This is a genomic window from Solibacillus cecembensis, from assembly GCF_050272495.1.
GTDB classification, from domain to species: Bacteria; Bacillota; Bacilli; order Bacillales_A; family Planococcaceae; genus Solibacillus; species Solibacillus cecembensis.
In genome coordinates this window covers 62,944-82,662 of the sequence record NZ_JBNNMF010000020.1, presented here as the reverse complement: position 1 = coordinate 82,662, position 19,719 = coordinate 62,944, and the positions used below count along the sequence as shown (strand labels likewise).

Genomic DNA, 19,719 nt, shown 5'->3' with positions numbered 1-19,719 from the left:
TACTCTTGTTCCCATAAAAAAACACCTCCTAATTGAATTTTAGGTATCTAAACCCGAATTCAATCGAAGATGCTTTTTTTATTTGTCTATACTTTTGGGGTCAGTCCCGTTCAAGGTGTTTTTTTATTGTTAAAAAATTTATATATTGAGAATAACTACTTATTAGGAAAGTTGATGAATCGACCATACGATATCAGTACTTAGGTCAAGATTTAGCCCGTCAGCTTCATAATATAATTCAACTTGTTCACCTGCTTGTAACTCTACGTCACCGACTAATGTAACTGTAGCAGAGGCTAGTATGGTTCTTAAAGTTAATATTAATGCTACGTTAACATTAAGTATAGGTAGGTAACCTTTTATCAAATCATTGTTTACATCACTTTTTACTGTAAATACTGGGTCAATATCCGAACCTAAACTAACAGAGGCTGCTCTATTAGTTTTATAGGTAACAGTTGCTTTAATCGAATATTTCCCAGCTTCTGGAGCAGTAAATATACCTGTAGATGGATCGAAGTCTGGGCTTGGATAATTTGGTGAAGAATCAATCCAATTCATAAATATAGTGCTACTATCCATTGAACTAATAGAACCTGAAGCAGAAAATCCTACATTAGTATAACTAGTTCCTGCTGGCCCTTGAGGACCTTGAATACCTTGAATACCTTGAGGCCCTTGAGGACCTTGAATACCTTGAGGTCCAGTAGCACCCGTGTCGCCTTTATCCCCCTTATCTCCTTGAGGCCCAGTAGCACCCGTGTCGCCTTTATCCCCCTTATCTCCTTGAGGCCCAGTAGCACCCGTGTCGCCTTTATCGCCCTTAGCCCCTTGAGGTCCAGTAGCCCCTGTGTCACCTTTATCGCCCTTATCTCCTTGAGGAACTGTAGCGCTAGTGTCGCCTTTGTCACCCTTAGCCCCTTGAGGCCCGGTAGCACCCGTGTCGCCCGTAGAACCTTGAGAGCCAGTAGCCCCAATGTCGCCTTTGTCACCCTTAGAACCAGTGTCACCTTTATCCCCTTTAGGACCGGTAGCGCCAGTATCTCCTTTGCTCCCATTCGAATTTACGTCGTTTTTATTTCCGACTGGACTTTCTGACGCTGGGGAAGGGGACGACTCAGTTTTAATGCTTATTGTTTGCGTATTAGCATCCCATAAGATTTCAGCATCAAATAATTCACTAATAAAACGAACGGGTGCCATAACACGATTGTTAATAATCATAGGTGGATGAGTAAGCTTTAAAGTACTTTTTTCATCACCAATATTAATAGTAGCTATAGGGTTGTCGATTATAAGTAGACCTGATTTATCCCCTTTAACAGCTGTTAACGTTTTGCTGGAATTGTCCCAACTAAGAGAGATATTAAGAGCATCTTGAAGTACATTTAAAGGCACAAATGTTGTCCCATTATAAATAATAGGAGAATCATTACTTGGGATGTCGCTTCCGTTCACATTAATAGAAATTCCGGAAGATTTAGCAGAAACTACCTCTACAATAATCGGAACTACTGATAGCATTAAACTAAAAATGATGATAAAGAACAGCTTGTTTTTTTTCATTTTATTCCCTCACTTTTTATTAAGTTTACATATTAAAAGTAGATAACTTTCTATTTACTGTAAATTAATCTACTTAAAAGTAGTAACTCGTGAAATTATATAATAGGAAGGTTAAAAATAGGTTAAAAAAATAAAAAACTTCAAAATAATATAAAAATTATTTTGAAGTTTCTTTTTTCTTATGTTCTTGTCTCAAACCCTAACAACTCGAATTTCAAATAGTTAATATAAATAGGAAGTAATGAGTGCCTTTCATTCTAAATGAGGAGAAAGGATATTTTTATTTGCGTAAAATTAGCAGATAATATGCTAGGAGATTGATAGATCATAGACTTATCTCGTGTTTGCCTCACGAATTGCTTGTAATAATGGCAACAATTTTTCATCTTCACGAATATGGCGCATGTACAAATCGACGGAATCTAAATAAAATAAAGTAAAATGGTAGCTCGTCAATAAACCATCGTTCAAATCTTGTTCAATAATTGAATGAGGTAAAAACGCCATCCCTAGCCCGTCTTTAATGAATTGTTTAATGATATGACTTTGTTTAATCGCTCTTTTCCGTAATTGAGGGAACTCTTTTTTTAGTAATGTTTCAGCTTCCATCGTTTCCTCTAAATGTCCTGTAAACAAAGGATACTTCTCAATTAGTTCTTGAAGTTGCTTGTAATCCGTCGTAGTTTCTTTACCTGATTGTATAGGATAGATTAGTTTCAACGGGCTTGAACTAATTTTTTCAGAATGAATTTTTTTCATTTTACTTTTCCCAATGCAAATAGCAAGGTGCACTTTATTAGACAGAATGAGTTCATCCATATATTTTGAATCCTCGACAATAATATCAATCTCGTATTGTGGATAATCTATTGAAAATTGATAAATAATTTGTGGTAAATTTGTTTCTGCAAGTAGTGGCGAAATGGCAACCGCTAGTTGTATTTTATTTTGTTGTGAAAGCAATTGCACGGCTCGTCTACTTTCATCTATATTTTTTATAATATTTAAAGCTAACGGATAATAAAAACGACCAGCTGAAGTAAGTTTGATTTGTGTATGATGGCGTTCAAAAAGCTGAACGTTCAGGCTTTCCTCTAATTGTTTAATATGGACCGTTATACTAGGCTGTGATATGAATAATTTCTCTGAAGCAACGCGAAAATTGCCTGTTTCAACGGCCGTAATAAATGTTTTTAACCATTTGATTTCCATTGATGACCTCCAACCTGTAATTAAAAAAATTAATTACAATGATTAAATTTCATTAATTTTATTAAATACAACTTCATTATACAATAACAATACAAACAGTGGGGGAGGCATTTAAATGAAGAAACTAGCGATGATTTTTACACGTTTTGCAGAAGTGGAAGCGAAAGGTAGCAGTCCATTGTATGAATATTGGAGTTTGAAAATCGCACAGGATATCGAATTATTATCATTGATTCAATTGATTCCGCCAAATCAACCAAAACCAAATTTATTTTTTGCAGCTGTACAATATTTGGCATATGAAGAACACCATCATTTAGCACATTATTATAAAATTGCTGCACCAAGCGAATTTGCGCAAAGTTTTAGACAGTTAAAAGATTTTTGTCAGCAATATAGAGGCCCATTACTGGATATTTTACAAACGAAACTTGTCCAAACGAACGAGCTAAATCGAGCTGCCTATTTGTATCCGATCTTTAGTGGCATTCAAGCGGATACTCAAAAGCCGTTAACACTTATTGAAATTGGTACAAGTGCAGGTTTATTACTTAATTTAGATCAATATCGTTATGAAATAGAAGAAAGCGAAATTAAGCAAATCTATGGAAATGAAGACAGTCAGGTGCAAATTGTCGCGAAAAACATTGGTCAATCTATTGGAACGTTGAGTGCGTTAAATATTGAAAATCGAATTGGTATTGATTTAAATATAGTAGATTTACAAAAAGATGAAGATTTTCGTTGGATGCAAGCATTGATTTGGCCAGAGCATAAAATGAGAAAACAGCAATTAGAAAATGTTCAAGAACTGAATAGCAAAGTGTGCAAAACGTTGCTTGAAGGGGACTTTTTAACGTTAATACCAAAAATTATGGAGCAGCAGGATAAAACAACGCAATTCGTTATTTTTCATACTCACGTTGCGAATCAATTTTCAAACGAGCTGAAACATCAATTATTGCAAATGCTTAGAGAAATCAGTTACAAGCAGCCAATTTATCATGTGTACAACAACATGGATGACAATTATGTACACGTCGACTATGTTTGTAATGGACAAACGCAAGCTATAAAACTATTGCAAACTATTGATAATCATGGGAAATACTTTGATTGGAATTGAATTGAACTAAAAATAGCCATTCCCTATTCAAGCAGGGAATGGCTATCATCATCATTACATTGCTACCCAGTGGTCTTTCGAAACTTCCACAAGCGTTGTATTTTCCACATCAAAGCGGTTGTTCATTAATTCTTCTTCGGTCATAACGTGACGCTTTTTCTGTTTTTCAATGACTGGGTCCGGAATCGGAATCGAATTAAGCAGCATTTTTGTATATGGATGCTGTGGGTTTGCATACAACTCTTCGCTTTCTGCTAGCTCCACAATTTTCCCACCATACATTACGGCGACACGGTCACTAATATGCTTCACCATCGATAAATCATGTGCAATAAATAAATACGTTAAGCCAAGACGTTGCTGTAAGTCCTTTAATAAATCGACCACTTGCTTTTGAATGGATACGTCAAGGGCAGATAACGGCTCATCACATACGATAAAATTCGGTTCGACAGCTAATGCGCGGGCAATGCCGATGCGCTGACGTTGACCACCACTAAATTCGTGTGGATAACGGCGCGCATGTTCTTTATTTAATCCCACCAGCTCTAATAGTTCTTCTACTCTTGCACGTCGCTGCTCGCTTGATGTTACGAGCTTATGTACATCTAACGCCTCACCGATAATATCGAGTATTTTTTTACGCGGGTTGAGTGATGAGTACGGATCTTGGAAAATCATTTGCATATGGCGACGCATGCTTTTTAGTTCATTTTTCGTTAAGCGCGTCACAGGTACACCTTTATACAATACCTCACCGTCAGTTGGCTCATGTAATTGCAGTAGCGTGCGGCCAGTCGTGGATTTTCCTGAACCAGATTCTCCAACTAGTCCAAGTGTTTCCCCAGGATAGATTTTGAATGTTAAATCGTTGACAGCTTTTAAAACTTTGCCTTTCGCCGCTGCAAAATGCTTGGATAAATTTTTCACTTCAACAAGTGGGACTGTTAAATCAACATCTGGACCGACATTCGGCAGTTGCTTCGGTTCTTTCTTTTCATGCAATTTCGGTAAAGCATTCAATAAATTTTTAGTATACGGATGCTGTGGATTCGCGAAAATCTCTTCGGTCATACCTTCCTCAACGATTTCGCCTTCCTTCATAACAATCACACGGTCACACATGCCTGCAACGACACCTAAATCATGCGTAATTAAAATAATAGACGTGCCTAAACGTTCTTGAATTTGCTTCATTAAGCTTAAAATTTGGGCTTGAATCGTCACATCCAGCGCAGTCGTTGGTTCATCGGCAATGAGTAGGGAAGGGTTACATGCTAGAGCCATCGCAATCATCACACGTTGACGCATCCCGCCACTAAACTCATGTGGATATTGCTGATAGCGTTCTTCACTATTTTTAATGCCTACTAATTTTAAAAGCTCAATTGTTTTTTCATAGGCTTCTTTTTTTGATAAGTTTTGATGCTTAATTAATCCTTCAGCTATTTGTTCACCAATACGAATGGTTGGATTCGTTGAAGTCATCGGGTCTTGGAAAATCATACTAATATCTTTTCCGCGTATCCCTTCCATTTGTTTTTCGGATTGTGTGATTAAATTTTTGTCTTGAAATGTAATCGTTCCAGATTTTAAAAAGGAAGGGGGAGAAGGTAATAGGCGCATAATCGAACGAGCGGTTACACTTTTTCCACTGCCCGATTCCCCAACGATACCAAGCGTTTCCCCTTTGTTCACATGGAAGCTAACCCCTTTTACTGCTTCGAATTCCGTTTCACCCGTAATAAATGAAACGCGCAAATCATTTACTGTTAAAAGTTTTTCATCCATTGTTTTTCACCCTTATTAGAAAATTTAAATAATTGTATTGACGAAATGATATTGCTACTACATACTGTACTCTACAGGTAGGGATTATACAATGATAATATTCGCAATATTTAAAACTTTTTTGCTATTTGTCATTGGGAAGGAGACAATATATGGATAAATCGAACGAATTTAGAAAGACTCATTTAGTTCATGAAAGCTATCAAAAAAACGCATCGAAAAAAGCTTATCTCATTGCGTATTTTATTCTCGGTTTTCCTGTGCATCTTGTAATGTTTCTCTTCTATTTACTGAAAGGTTCAAAAACATCCTATTTAGAAGATGTAGCGCTGCTTAAAGATCAGTTTATTAAGGATGGGAAGTTTGAAATATGGTTCAAGGAATTTAACGAACAAGAACTTACGAAAGCGCATTTTTTCAAACATCCGATTGATGAGCAAAAAATAGCGGATCATGCAAAAGTGCTCGCTACACAGCGCGTGCAACGTGAAGTAGAAAACATAATGGCAACAAAGGGGATTGAGAAACATACATATGTAAATTATTTTGGTCAATTGTTAAAAAATCCCCTGTTTTTAGCGATTACTGTCATTCCAGGTGTACTAATGTACTTGCTGCTTTTAATAAGTAGTAACCCGTTTGTCCGCTTCGTATTTGAGCGTTTCATTCAAAGTGCATTTGTTATTTTAGGCGTGGCGACGCTAGTCTTTACGATTCTTTATATTTCACCGTTTGACCCGGCACGAAATTTACTAGGTGTTGAGGCAACGCAAGAGCAAATTAACAATTTCAACCGCTTGTATGGTTTAGATCAGCCGTACCTTGCGCAGCTTTGGAATTCATTAACGGGGCTCTTTACGTTTGACCTTGGGACTTCGTTTGCGGGGAAGGAAGATGTCACACAAAGCATTATGAATAAGTTTCCTGTGACATTAGAAATTGCTTTATTCTCGTTATTGATGGCGGTTGCCATTGCGATTCCAGTCGGCATTATTTCAGCAGTAAGATTAAATACATTATTTGATTACGTGCTGATGTTTATTGCTTTAATTGGTTTATCCATACCGAGTTTTTGGCAAGGACTTATCTTTATTTTAACGTTCTCATTAGAATTAAAGTGGTTCCCAGCAACCTATAATCCGAACAATTGGATGTCACTTGTGCTCCCAATTGTCGTACTTGGAACATCACTTGCAGCATCCATTGCTCGTATGACGCGTTCGAGTATGTTGGAAGTTATTCATGAAGATTACATTATTACAGCAAAAGCAAAAGGATTAAGTGAACGCAAGGTAATTACGAAACATGCCATTCGTAATGCGATGATTCCGATCATTACGGTCATCGGGCTACTATTTGGGGGTATGTTAGGCGGTGCCTCTGTCGTTGAGAAAGTATTTAATATTAACGGAATCGGCAGCTATATTGTAGACAAGCAGTTCATTCCGGATATTCCAGCGATTTTAGGTGGGGTTGTGTATATTGCCATTACGATTTCAATTGTCAATATGCTCATTGATATTTTATACGCGTTCTTTGATCCACGCATTCGTTCGAAAATGAAACGGTCTTAAGAGGAGTTCTCAAATGATTTTAAAAGAAGAATTAGTTTTTTTGAATAGTTTAAAGGAATACCCTAAGGACAATAATTATGAAGTAATAATAAAAAAAATGCTTCTGAATATTGGTGTAATAGATAGTGAACTGAGGGACAATCTGATTTATACTACTTTTTCAAAATTAATAGTAGGTGGGTTTCTAACAGAACAAAATTTACGTTTTGTATTAACAACAATTTTGGACGACCAACATCTTTTTTACAAAATCGGAGAAAAAGATTCTGATTCGGTATTCACACGTTCGTTTTCAGTCCTACTTATACCACTGTTATTAACTTTTAATAAAAAACAAAACTTTTTGAGTGAATCAGAAATTTTATTTATTAAAGATGAAACATTACGATATTTAAACAATGAAAAAGATTATAGAGGACATGTTCCTGAAAAAGGATGGGCACATGCTCCTGCACATGGGGCAGATGCTTTAAACGCATTAGCCAAGTGTAAACTAAATTCTACTTGTAACTTAGAAATTTTATATGCTGTAAAGAAAATCATATGTACAAAAGAAACAGTTTTCACGAATCTGGAAGATGAAAGGTTTGTAACAGCTGTTGTCACAATCTTGAAAGAAAACCATTTTGAACGTGAAGTGATGGAGAACTGGCTGGATACCTTTTTTGATTGGGATAAAAGTGAACTGTGGGATGAAGAATATAAAATAATATCAAATGTGAAATTGTTCTTAGGAAGTCTATATTTTCGCTTATCGAATGAACAAGATTATCAAGAAATAGCTAAAATAATTCAAATGAAAATAACAGAAATGATAAGCAAGTATATTTAGATTTCTAGAGGAGGCAGACAAGTGAAATTCATATCAGATGTAAAGCTGCTTTTGAAAATAACACAAGAATATGTCAATGCACAGTTTACGCTTGCCTTTTCTGGTATTTTTTCAGCACTATTTTTACTTTATAGTTTTAATTTTGCAGAAGGTGTGTGGCGCCCGTACGTCGTCGCGTTATTTGCTATCTATGCCGCGACCACAGTTTATGTATGGCTTGTATCTCAGCTAATAAAAAAAGATTTAGCGAACGATCGTGAAATCACAAAGCGTACCCGTTTACTTGGGTATCCGCTTATATTGACACTATTTTTAGGGAATGTGTTTGCATCAGGGTTTGGTTTTATGCTTGCGACGAAAAATAAAACAGCCGAATATACATTTGCGGTGTACGCATTCCAAACGCAAGTCTTTATTATTATGATTTCTGGCGTGAATATATTTAAGCCGTATGTTGTTGATACATTTTTAATTGCGATGGGTGTTTTCATTGCATTAGCGATTGTGTACTTAATTATGGCGATTTTAATTGCGCGCAAAGTGACATTAAGTGATGCGCCGAAATGGATGCTTATACCGGGTATCCTCTTATTAATACCAGTATTAACGGGGAATTTTTTCTCCTTTTTACTAGGAATTACAATAATACGAAAAGCGCGTAATGCGGATCCATCCGCTATTGAAAAGTGGCAAAAAATGTGGAATAAAATTTTACGTAATACGATGGCGGTATTTGGCTTATTTTTCATTACGTTTATGTTTTCACTCTCTGTTGTGAGTAATTGGACGTTTGATTATGACTTTGCTGTGCAAAATAACTATAGTGCGCTCTTGCAAATGCCGACACTTGAATATCCTTTAGGGACAGATAATTTTGGCCGAGATTTATTTTCTCGTATCGTTTTCGGCGCACAGATTTCATTAATTGTTGGTTTTAGTGCAACGGTCATTCCAGCACTAATTGGTGGAGCACTCGGCGCAATTTCAGGTTATTACGGTAAAAACACCGATAATATTATTATGCGTTTGTTAGATGTGTTGTATGCAATTCCTGGTATTTTATTGGCGATTGCCATTATTGCAGCATTTGGTGCGAATACGGTGAATTTAATTATCGCGCTCAGTGTTGGCGCTATTCCGACCTATGCCCGTACGATGCGTGCTAATGTATTGCAAATTTCAAATTACGAATTTGTTGAATCGGCCCGTGCATTAGGTGCGTCGGATCTCTCGATTATTTTTAAACATATCGTACCCAATGCACTCGCTCCGATGATTGTTAAAGCGACACTGACAATCGGTGGCGCAGTTATTTCAACAAGTAGTTTAAGTTTCCTAGGACTTGGTATTGAGCCACATATTCCGGAGTGGGGCAATATTTTAAAAGTAGGTAGTACGTATTTAGAGTCTCATTCATATTTAGCGATTTTCCCTGGTCTATGTATCATGTTGCTCGTTCTGTCATGTAACTTTTTCGGTGACGGACTACGCGATGCATTAGACCCGAAAGCAAACTAATAAATCTAACTAATTTGGAGGTAATAACATGAAGAAAAAATATTTTACATTAGCATCTACGGCAATTGTTGCAGCAGTAGCATTAACAGGCTGTGTGGAAACAAAATCAGATGTCAAAGAAACGGATAAAAAGGTCGACGAAACAGCGGGTGCAAAACCGGTTCTCGAATTATTAGGGATGGCGGCGAACGAGCAAGATTTAAACATCGTCCGTGACCAATTAGTGAAAAATGGCTTTGATGTAAAATTAAATATTCAACCCGATTACGGTTCATTTAAAGCCCAGGAAGATGCGGGTAACTATGATATTTCGCACTCAGGTTGGACAACTGTAACAGGGAACCCGGATTATGCAGTGCGTGGCTTGTTCAAAACTGGTGGCGATTATAGCCGAATTTCGGATGCAAAAATTGACGAATTAATTGACGAAGCAAGTACTTTAACAGGGGACGCTGCAAAGGAAAAGTATAAGGAATTTGAGCAAACATTAGTATTTGACAATGCGTATATTGTACCATTATACATTTCTCAAAAATTCCAAGGTATTTATGCAAAAGAAGTTAACCCAGATACGGTGCTTTTACCAAAATCACGCGCACAAGTATGGGAAACTATGTCATTCAATGATACAGCAAAAAATAAGTCAGAAACATTAGTTTTGCATCAAACAATGCCATCATTAACATCACTCGATCCAGTGAGAGGGAATGACGGCTCAATCAATACATTAAATACAAATATGAATGTTCGTCTAGTGAACTTAACAGATACAGATGAAGTCGTTTCAGAGGGTTCGTTATCATACAATCACGCGATGTCTGAAAATAATGAAGAATTTTATTTCGTATTGCGTGATGATATTAACTTTGCAAAAGTGGAAAACAAAAAAGCGGTCGATACGGGCGATTTAGTATCAGCTGAGGATGTTGTCTTTTCATTAAATCGTGCAAAAGATCAAAATGCGGTACCAGATCACCGCACATACTCGATCCATGAAAATATTGAAACGGTAGAAATTGTTTCGGATATTACTGCATTAGAAGCTGTTAAAACAGCAGATGGCGGTACGGTGTTAGATGCGTTATCAAAAGATCTTCCAGCGGCAGTTGCACAAGTTGTAGCGAATGAAGCGGATGTAGACAATGCAGCAGGTAAATACCAAGTAGTGAAAATTACAACACCAGCGGCATTCCCACAAGTATTAAACTACTTAGCGCATCAATCTGGAGGCATTGTTTCAGAAGCAGCAGTGACGGCAGTGAATACATTTGACGTGGCAAGCTATGATCCAAATAAAGATGTTGCATACGGTGACCAAGCGACAATTACAGAAGGTGCAACATATGCCAACCATTTAGCTGCATCAGGCCCATACATTTTAGTACAAAAAAATGACTACGAAGCAACATTCGTGAAAAATCCAGCATATCTTGTAGGTACAAAAAACGAACCGAAAGTAAATAATATTAGCGTTCGTTTCATCCAAGATAATGACAGTGCATTATCAGCATTACGAAACGGTGAAATTCACGTATTACAAACAGTTCCAGAAACGAAAGTAGATGTAGTCGAAGGCGATTCAAATTTAAAATTAAAAACGTTTGATAGTAACGGTGTAGCCTACTTAATCTTCAATCCAAAAGGCCGTGAAGTTTCAGATTCAGTGGACTTACGTAAGGCTGTGCTTTATTCAATTAATCAAGATGAAATCATCAGCTACTACCAAGGGAAGAAAAAACCTGCTGTATCAACGGTTTCTCCATTAGTAGATACAGGCTTAAAAGTAGAAGCGGATAGTGCGAAAGTGAAAGAACATTTAAACGCATATAACGCAAGTAAATAATGAAATATGCCTGGTGCGGTAAACAGATTGAAAAATTTGTTTGCGCATCGGGCTTTTTTGTCCCGATTATTAATTGGTACTTAGCGGAATGTAAACTTGCTTCCAGTACGGTTTCATGTCAAAATCGAAAACAATAGGAATGTCGAAAAGGGGCTGGCGGCAATGAGAAAAATTTTATTAGTTGACGATGATGAAGCGATTTTAAATTTATTAGCGACGTATTTTAAGCAATGGCATTATAAAACAATCAAGGCGAGCAATGGCATCGAGGCACTTGAAATGATGGATGAAACGGTGGATATCGCAGTAGTAGATGTAATGATGCCTGTCTTAAATGGTTTTGAATTAACGAAGAAATTAAAAGAAGATTGGGAAATCCCTGTGTTGCTACTTACTGCGCGTGGGCAATTGGAGGATAAGCGTGAAGGATTTTCGGCCGGAGCGGATGATTATATCGTCAAACCATTCGAATCTGAAGAAATGCTGTTTCGTGTCCAGGCGATTTTGCGACGCTACGATAAATTAACCGTTGCCAAGCTCGAAATAGGCGACCTGACATTAAATCGAGCGCAATTTGAAGTATCCAAAGGGCATATTTCAATCGTGTTGCCAAATAAAGAATTTGAGCTGCTTGAGCTATTATGTAGCCGAAACCGTGTATATGAACGCCCCCATATTATGGAACTTGTCTGGGGCGATATTGTGAGTGATGATACATTGAACACACATATAAAACGGTTACGGGACAAATTAACACGGTTAAAAAGTAATGTGACGATTAAAACGATTCGTAACGTCGGGTATCAAATAGAGGTCCTCAATGAAAACTCTGTACAGTAAATTTATCGTTTTTACATTAGCGACCTTTGTTATTAGTGCCATTTTTAGTTTCTTATTAACGAATGCGTTTTACCACCAAGTAATGAAGGAAAAAAACGATGCCAACTATGTGCAGTTAGCAACGGATATAACGACCTACATACAACAGCATCCACCAGAATCGTTAGACGCGTATTTAGCACAACTCGGTCAAATTGGTTATCAAATTTATTTAGCAGATGAATTGGGGAATCGTTCCTTTTACGGAGATGAATACCGTTTAACAGAATTAGAAACGGTAGAAATAGACCGTGTTTTGGCGGGGGAAACATATCATGGAGTTGGAGAATACCCGCAGCAGCTATTTATTACAGGTTTCTTTTCCAATGATTTAAAAAATACAGTCGGGCTTCCATTTGAATATAAAGGGGAAAATTATGCACTGTTTATGCGCCTAGATATTAAGCTATTATTTAGTGAAATGCATTATATTATTGCAGGGTTTTTCATTTTCATCCCTGTTGTTAGTATTCTTGCGATGATTTTAGCTGCTTGGTATTTAGTGAAACCGATTCAACGTTTATCGAAAGCGACAAAATTAGTAGCCTCGGAAAATTTCGATGCACATATTGATGTAGATCGTGCGGATGAAATCGGTACGCTCGCGACGAATTTTAACTTAATGACGAAAGAATTAAAGAAACAGCGGGAAATTCGCAAAGAGTTTATTCGCAATGTATCGCATGATTTCCAAACACCATTGCAAAGCATTGCAGGCTACGCGTCCCTCATCCAACAGCAAAAAGCGGATGATGAACGCACGCGGGAGTATGGTGAAATTATCGCGCGTGAAAGTGATCGACTATCGCATTTAACGAAGCAATTATTACTATGGCAAAGTGCGTCGAAGCTAGCAGAGCAAAAAGAGAAAATTGCTCTGGATGAAGTGATCAAGCAAGTTGTCAATGAACAGCAATTTTCAATTCAGCAAAAAAATATTTCGGTATGGATGGAGATGGAGCCACTTATTATGTACGGCAGTGAGCCATTTATCGTCCATGCAATCGATAATTTAGTAAGCAATGCGGTGAAATATAGTGAGTCAGGCACTGAAATTAGCGTTACAGGAAAAATAATGGACGGGCAAATTGAGCTCATCGTGCAAGATGAAGGACTTGGCATTAGTGAGGAAAATATCGCGCGGATTTTTGAGCCATTTTACCGTGCCGATGAATCCAGATCAACACCTGGTACCGGTTTAGGGCTTGTTATCGTCAAGCAAGTTGTTGAAATGCATGATGGGACGATTGCTGTGCAGAGTGAAAAGGGCACCGGTACGAAATTTACATTGACGTTTCCTCTTAAATAATAAATCGTTTTAATTCAGATACAGTTCAGATACGTATTTTATACTCTTAATAAATCAAGTTTATGGAGGGTATTTATATGGTAGAAAAAAAATGGAGTATTCGTCTCATTCGTTTAGCAGCAATTTTTGGTTTAATCGGGGCAGTCATTGGCTCAGACATGTCAGGCTCAGGTAATTATGCAATGCGTCCAGTTCACGCGCATATTTTAGTTGTCGGCTGGTTATCAATTGCGGTTTGGGCATTATTTTATAGAACATTTACTGTGAAATCAAAAAAATTAGTAAATTTACACGGTTGGACAGCGGTTATCGGAACAATTGGATTAACGGTTGGGATGCTTTTTTACAATGTCAATCCGTTTAACTTCAATGAAACATTCACATTAATTTTCTTCATCGTTGGCGGTACGATTTTATTGATTAGTTATGTTATTTTCATTTGGATTACTTTTACGTTGAAGACAGAGGAATCAGCTTCAGGTAAGTAGATAAAATAATAATGGTTTACCATTTCTGTAGTTTTGGGAAAAGTTTATTTCTTATTAATATGGATTTATTAAAATCATCTATCTTCTAAAGATTATTAGAGGCTAGATGATTTTTTTGTTGAATTAAATAATGTAGATTGGAATACTAGAGCTTTGTAATTTTTATTTCATAGGAGAGGTAAATCTAATGAGGGGTATTACTCCAATTTAGTTCGCTAATCTCTAAGTTTAATTTTGAAACGACGAAGCGAGATGTAAAAAAAACTGCACCCAATTGGATGCAGTCTTACCTTTTTCTCAACAGTAAATCTCCAAGAGGTAATCCAACCACAACAACCAAAACCGTTAGAATTACCAGGGATTTTAAAATTAATTCCGCAATTTGATCAAACATCGTATCTCCACCTTTTTATTCATATTTCCTACCTTATATATTGCAATTATCCAACTCCTGAAGAAGAGCTAAACAAATCAAGCACAAAATCATTTTAACTTTATTAGTTTAGTTTACTTCATTAAAATATATGTATACAGTTCCTTAAATATTTTAGCGGATAGAAGATTTCCTGTTGGATATTTATGTTAAAGCTGGAGTGCGGGAAAGTACTATGTTTGTAATGAAGGATGTTTGTTAGATTGGTACGTTAAAATTGCGGAGGTATATTAATGTTAAATGATTTAGAATTAATGAAATTACATGGAACGTATTATTTAAACACAACATCGAAAATCGAATAACAGTCGTAAATGAACCACCATACGAGGATGCACCAAGAATTTTCGTTGGTGCTACTAACGTGGGGAATACGGTATAGATGTTACAAAAGCATGGGCAGCAGAGGTACAAAAACAAGGACGAATTGCTTTATATAGCACTTACTGGGACAATTTCGCATCCCAATCTGTAGCAAGGAAATTAAAATTGCTTCAGTATGGAACAGACATTCACATGAGTTAAAGTAACCTAAAAGCCGAAAGCAAGAAGCCTTATTCAGTTGGGGACACTAGATCAACATATAAGGATTGTTGGACAGGAATACTGTTTATGGTTTAAATCGTAACACATATTTAATTTGGTCGAATCATGAAGATGAGTATAAAATCCTTCAATTATAGCTTACATAACAGGAAGAAATAAATGCTTTTCATAAAGTTCATAATGAAGTGATTCAAGGTATAATTCACTCAATTTTTAGTTGATAGAAACATAAAAGTGTCACTACAAGAAGAGAATGCATTGCACGAATAATTCTTTAATTATTTATGCGATGTTGAAGAGTAGTAATACCATTTTTATGAAATTAAATAAGGCCGAAGAAATCAATAAGATTGTTAATTTAATCGGTAAATTATGTTTATTAGAGGACGAGCTGAAGGGGGATCTTATCAAAATAAATGTCTAAAGAAAAAATACGGGGGAATATAATGAAAAAAGCCATCATCTACTCGATTATAGCAATTTTTGTGAGTGCATTCGGATTTTCATTTTTTTATAACGGATTTTCAGGAATCCAAAGCATGACGATACAAAAATATGATGAACCAATTGAAAAAGGAAAAATCACTACCGACAAGGAAAAAATAAAGACCATTACTGGAATCCTTAACCGATCAAATCGTGTTACGAAAAATTACGAATTTGCATATAATTATGATTACAAAATTCAGCTGAAGTATAAAGACGATAAGACAGAAGTTTTATATGTCCATAAAAATTTTGGAACAAACACCACACTTTTTGTTAGTGATGTGTGTGACAGCTACAAAATCAATAATAAACAAACAAATAAAATAGTAAACCTTTTACTGAACTAACAGTGGCTTTAGCAGAACAACGATGTCTTTAGGGAAGCTTTAAACTACTTCAACAGGATTATATTGATCTATCGCGAGCGTATCAACCGTCTGTGAATGGAAAGCAGTTGTGTAAATAAAGATTTGAGTGAAGAAGGGAGTAATAAATATGTACAAAAATAAACGTGTTAATTTTCTGTTAATGTTTATGGTCATCTTGCATTTATCGATTGTTCCTTTTTTAGCCCAAGCTGATGAAACGTTTGATACAACAAAGGTTGATCAGTATGTTACGAAATATATCGAAAAAAACGGACTGCCTGGTGCAACTATTGTAATTACAAAGGATGGGAAAGTACTATATGAAAAAGGATTTGGTCATGATTCTGAAGGCAATCCATTAACAGCAAATTCTATTATTGGTATTGCTTCAGGTACGAAGCCATTTACTGCATTTGCTGTTTTACAATTGGTTGATAAAGGGGATATTAAATTGGATGACCCAATTGTAAAGTACCTTCCTGAACTAAAGCTGGATGATGAAAGGTGGGAACAGGTGACTGTACGTCAACTGTTAAGTCATACATCTGGGTTACCGAATCCTACCATTGTAGCCCCTGCGAATACCTTAAAAAAAGGGGTAGAACGTCTTCATGATTGGAAACTACAATCCAGTCCTGGTGTAAAATATTTATATAGTAATGCAAACTATTGGACATTAGCATATTTAGTAGAACAAATTAGTGGGGTGGAGTTTAATGAATACTTAATGCAAAATGTATTCTTGCCGCTCGGAATGAACGATTCCTACTCAATAGTTAGCACTGGTGATATTACGGTGAAATTAGAAATACCTCGAGGATTTGTTACCTTATATGGGATGGCAATGCCATGGACGGAGCTTGAACAAATGTTAAGTGGCTCAGGTAGTATCTTTACGACAGCTAGTGATATGGGAAAATGGTTATCTATGCATACGAAATATGGGAAAAATGACAAAGGAGAACAATTACTTTCACAAGAGTTACTGAAAGAGTCCTATTCACCTCAAGCTGGAATTAAAAAATATGGACTTGGCTGGTCGATTAGCTCTCCGAACATTAAGCCAGCTCGCATTTCCCATAGCGGTTCAAAAACTACTTTTCAATCTCAACAAGATATCGTTCCAAGTAGTGGCTATGCAGTTGCCGTTTTACTCAATAGCTTCACCACGACATTCGAACATTCATATGAGATTAGTAATGGCATTATACAATTGACTGAGGGGAAAGAACCTGATTTAAAATCTCCACTACCTAAAATAATTGATTTATTACTCGGTGTTATTACATTGGTTTACTTAATTTTAGGAATCAGAGGTATACGAAGAAGTAAAAAATGGACGGATAAACGTAAACAGTATCCGGCTTGGAGATTCTGTCTGCGATTAATACCGCAAATGGTGCCTATTGTGAGTATCGGCTGGTTATTATTTATTGTTCCATCATTAAAAAATAACAGTTCAACCACAATAGATGCATTCGGTATTTGGCCAGCTGCGATGATCTTTTTGGCGACCGTTTTCATCATTGGATTGGCACTCACAATTTTGAGAATCTATTATCGAATAAGGTTAATTAGAAATGGAAGATTGTAAAGAATTACACATAAAGGAACAGGAGCTTTACTTCAAGAAGTAAAGCTTTTTTCTTAGTGAAGTCAGCAGTTGTAACAAGCTTTTTATCGAACATTTTCAATAGCAATAACTTAAGGAGAATTTTTATGCAGAAATAAATTTTGATTAGATGAGAATGATTTTTTATGGAAAGTTCGCATATTACTCACTTAAAATTAGTTGAAAATAAAATGAACGATTTACCCCACTCACCAGTCTAATATGTAAAGGGGGCGAGAAAATGGACGAACGGGACCTAGTAACACGTGCAATTGCTGGAGATGAACAGGCATTTTTACAGCTACTTTCGCTCTATGAAGATGCACTATACCGCATTGCATATAGTTATGTGAAAAATGAACATGATGCGGTTGAAGCGTATCAAGAATTGACATACCGCAGCCTAAAAAATATACATAAGTTGAAACAACCGGACTACTTAAAAACATGGTTAATTCGCATCTTGATCAATATTTGTCTCGACATGAAATTAAAGCAATCACGCGTTCAATTGACAAATGAAATCGAGCAACCTGCACAAATGGCACCGACAAATGATTTAGCTGATATCATTGTGAAACTGCCACTAGCGGAGCAACAACTCATTCATTTAAAGTATTTCGAACAATATAAAAACAGTGAAATCGCGGATGTTCAAAATATTCCAGAGGGTACTGTAAAATCAAGGCTCCATAAAACATTGCGTAAATTGCGGGGCATGGTTGGGGAAAGGAGTGAATGGGAATGACACACTGGGATGATGAAAAAATGCACAAGTTGACCGAACAGCTAAATGGAATTACTGTACCAAAACAAGCATTGCAGCAAGCGCGGAACAATGCACATAGAAAAAAACAAAGGCATCGAAAGAAAATCCGTCGCACGTGGCAAACGGTCGCAATTGTCGCGGCAATGTTCTTTATTTTTATTACATCTGTTCGTGTATCCCCAGCCTTTGCAAATGCTGTCGCGAAAATTCCTGGTTTATCGCCAATTATTGAATTAATTGCGCATGACAAAGGGCTAGAGGATATTGTCGCGAATGACTACTACGAGGAAATCTTAGTGAGTGAAACACAAAATGATCTTACATTTACGATACTTGGCGTAATAGCGGATGAAACCGGCATGCTACTTTCTTATAAAATCGCTTCACCGAATGATTTAAAAGGACTAAGGTTGGATCATGTGGAAATGATGCACGATGGTAAACAGATCGAGGCGGGTGTTAGCTATGGCTGGTCTGGTCAACATAAGCCTGTTTATGAAATTGAAAATACAATTAGTTTAGATGCCACCGATCCAATTGACTATTCAAATCGAGATTTTGTGCTGAAAGTTAATTTACGAAAAGAGCAGCAAATGACTTTTAATATTCCATTTACATTAAAAAATAACATTGTAAAAACGAAACATTATGTCTTGGATGAAAAAATAGTGATTGAAGGGCAAATAATCGAAGTGAAAAGCTTAGCAATATCTCCTTTGCGTGCTGGAATTAAAATTGCAGTAGATCCGAATAATACGATGCAAATTTTACAATTTAATGATATGAAGCTGATTGATGAAAAGGGCGAGGATTGGGGAACGATTCAAAATGGTACGACAGGTTTCGGTACAATCCGAGACGGTGAAGTTACGCTTTTCATGCAAAGTAATTATTTCCGTGAGCCTAAAAAGTTGACGCTTGTTATTCCTGAAATAGAGGCATTGCCAAAAGGTGAGGATTTTATTACGGTCGATTTTGATAAACAACAAGTGTTGTATCAGCCTGAGTTACTTGATATTCCGATTCAATTTCGTGATAGAAACACGCTAGTCTATTCCTATCCAATAAAGGATGAAAATAAGTCGACATCGTTCTTTAGCCAAGGAGTAGATGCGAATGGGAAAGAGATTCATAAAAGATTATGGGGGTATAGTGAATCCGAAAATACGCTCGAAAACAGCGCTCAATTTGAAGCGTATGAAGGAGAAATGACAAACCCAGTTACAATTCTAGTTGATAGGTTCCCGAATTATTTAAAAGGGGAGGTAAGGGTTGAGGTGCCGTTGGGGGATTAATTATTTGTCGTAATTTTCTCTTTACTCAGAATGTTAAAGACTTAAAAAGTAGTAAGAATATGCTCCACC

15 protein-coding genes and 1 pseudogene are annotated in these 19,719 nt (G+C 36.5%); 13 read left to right on the top strand and 3 right to left on the bottom strand.

All coding sequences use genetic code 11. The annotated features are described in order from the left end of the window. Positions 1 to 162: 162 nt before the first annotated feature. Positions 163 to 1,524, bottom strand: coding sequence for a copper amine oxidase N-terminal domain-containing protein (locus ACQKIH_RS16910; RefSeq protein ID WP_427767985.1), 1,362 nt, complete (start codon positions 1,522 to 1,524; stop codon positions 163 to 165). A 375-nt stretch (positions 1,525 to 1,899) separates the two neighbouring features. Then, positions 1,900 to 2,778 carry a LysR family transcriptional regulator gene (locus ACQKIH_RS16905; protein WP_427767984.1) on the bottom strand — a complete coding sequence of 293 codons (879 nt, stop codon included), beginning with the start codon at positions 2,776 to 2,778 and terminating at the stop codon, positions 1,900 to 1,902. A gap of 115 nt (positions 2,779 to 2,893) precedes the next feature. Here ACQKIH_RS16905 and ACQKIH_RS16900 point away from each other — a divergent pair, with 115 nt between their 5' ends. Then, positions 2,894 to 3,904, top strand: a complete 1,011-nt coding sequence (locus ACQKIH_RS16900; protein ID WP_427767983.1) for a DUF2332 domain-containing protein — start codon at positions 2,894 to 2,896, stop codon at positions 3,902 to 3,904. A 54-nt stretch (positions 3,905 to 3,958) separates the two neighbouring features. Here ACQKIH_RS16900 and ACQKIH_RS16895 read toward each other — a convergent pair whose 3' ends face one another. Further along, positions 3,959 to 5,695, bottom strand: a complete 1,737-nt coding sequence (locus tag ACQKIH_RS16895) for an ABC transporter ATP-binding protein (RefSeq protein WP_427767982.1) — start codon at positions 5,693 to 5,695, stop codon at positions 3,959 to 3,961. A gap of 152 nt (positions 5,696 to 5,847) precedes the next feature. On the opposite strand from ACQKIH_RS16895, the gene ACQKIH_RS16890 reads away from it, so the two are divergent. The 12 genes and pseudogenes from ACQKIH_RS16890 to ACQKIH_RS16835 all read left to right on the top strand — a co-directional run bounded on the left by ACQKIH_RS16890 (position 5,848) and on the right by ACQKIH_RS16835 (position 19,650). Next, on the top strand, positions 5,848 to 7,269 hold the full coding sequence (locus tag ACQKIH_RS16890) for an ABC transporter permease (RefSeq protein ID WP_427767981.1): 1,422 nt from the start codon (positions 5,848 to 5,850) through the stop codon (positions 7,267 to 7,269). A gap of 13 nt (positions 7,270 to 7,282) precedes the next feature. Beyond that, positions 7,283 to 8,101, top strand: coding sequence for a DUF2785 domain-containing protein (locus ACQKIH_RS16885; RefSeq protein ID WP_427767980.1), 819 nt, complete (start codon positions 7,283 to 7,285; stop codon positions 8,099 to 8,101). A gap of 21 nt (positions 8,102 to 8,122) precedes the next feature. Then, a complete protein-coding gene (locus ACQKIH_RS16880) occupies positions 8,123 to 9,619 on the top strand; it encodes an ABC transporter permease subunit (RefSeq protein ID WP_427767979.1) in 1,497 nt (498 codons plus the stop codon). Positions 9,620 to 9,647: 28 nt separating this feature from the next. Beyond that, positions 9,648 to 11,462 (top strand): ABC transporter substrate-binding protein, encoded by a 1,815-nt coding sequence (locus ACQKIH_RS16875; RefSeq protein ID WP_427767978.1) that lies wholly within the window; start codon positions 9,648 to 9,650, stop codon positions 11,460 to 11,462. Between the two features lie 162 nt (positions 11,463 to 11,624). Further along, on the top strand, positions 11,625 to 12,302 hold the full coding sequence (locus tag ACQKIH_RS16870; protein WP_427767977.1) for a response regulator transcription factor: 678 nt from the start codon (positions 11,625 to 11,627) through the stop codon (positions 12,300 to 12,302). Next, positions 12,283 to 13,650: a HAMP domain-containing sensor histidine kinase gene (locus tag ACQKIH_RS16865; RefSeq protein WP_427767976.1), complete on the top strand. Its 1,368-nt coding sequence runs from the start codon at positions 12,283 to 12,285 to the stop codon at positions 13,648 to 13,650. The genes ACQKIH_RS16870 and ACQKIH_RS16865 overlap by 20 nt, the downstream gene beginning before the upstream one ends. 77 nt (positions 13,651 to 13,727) lie before the next feature. Next, on the top strand, positions 13,728 to 14,138 hold the full coding sequence (locus ACQKIH_RS16860) for a hypothetical protein (RefSeq protein WP_057983212.1): 411 nt from the start codon (positions 13,728 to 13,730) through the stop codon (positions 14,136 to 14,138). An 805-nt stretch (positions 14,139 to 14,943) separates the two neighbouring features. Beyond that, positions 14,944 to 15,096, top strand: a pseudogene (locus tag ACQKIH_RS16855) (GNAT family N-acetyltransferase); the annotation flags it as partial. A 437-nt stretch (positions 15,097 to 15,533) separates the two neighbouring features. After that, positions 15,534 to 15,953, top strand: a complete 420-nt coding sequence (locus ACQKIH_RS16850; RefSeq protein ID WP_427767975.1) for a YhfM domain-containing protein — start codon at positions 15,534 to 15,536, stop codon at positions 15,951 to 15,953. A 148-nt stretch (positions 15,954 to 16,101) separates the two neighbouring features. Next, a complete protein-coding gene (locus ACQKIH_RS16845; RefSeq protein ID WP_427767974.1) occupies positions 16,102 to 17,568 on the top strand; it encodes a serine hydrolase domain-containing protein in 1,467 nt (488 codons plus the stop codon). A 259-nt stretch (positions 17,569 to 17,827) separates the two neighbouring features. Then, positions 17,828 to 18,334 carry a sigma-70 family RNA polymerase sigma factor gene (locus ACQKIH_RS16840; protein WP_427767973.1) on the top strand — a complete coding sequence of 169 codons (507 nt, stop codon included), beginning with the start codon at positions 17,828 to 17,830 and terminating at the stop codon, positions 18,332 to 18,334. After that, complete coding sequence (locus tag ACQKIH_RS16835; protein ID WP_427767972.1) at positions 18,331 to 19,650, top strand: DUF4179 domain-containing protein; 1,320 nt, start codon at positions 18,331 to 18,333, stop codon at positions 19,648 to 19,650. The genes ACQKIH_RS16840 and ACQKIH_RS16835 overlap by 4 nt, the downstream gene beginning before the upstream one ends. Positions 19,651 to 19,719 lie beyond the last annotated feature (69 nt).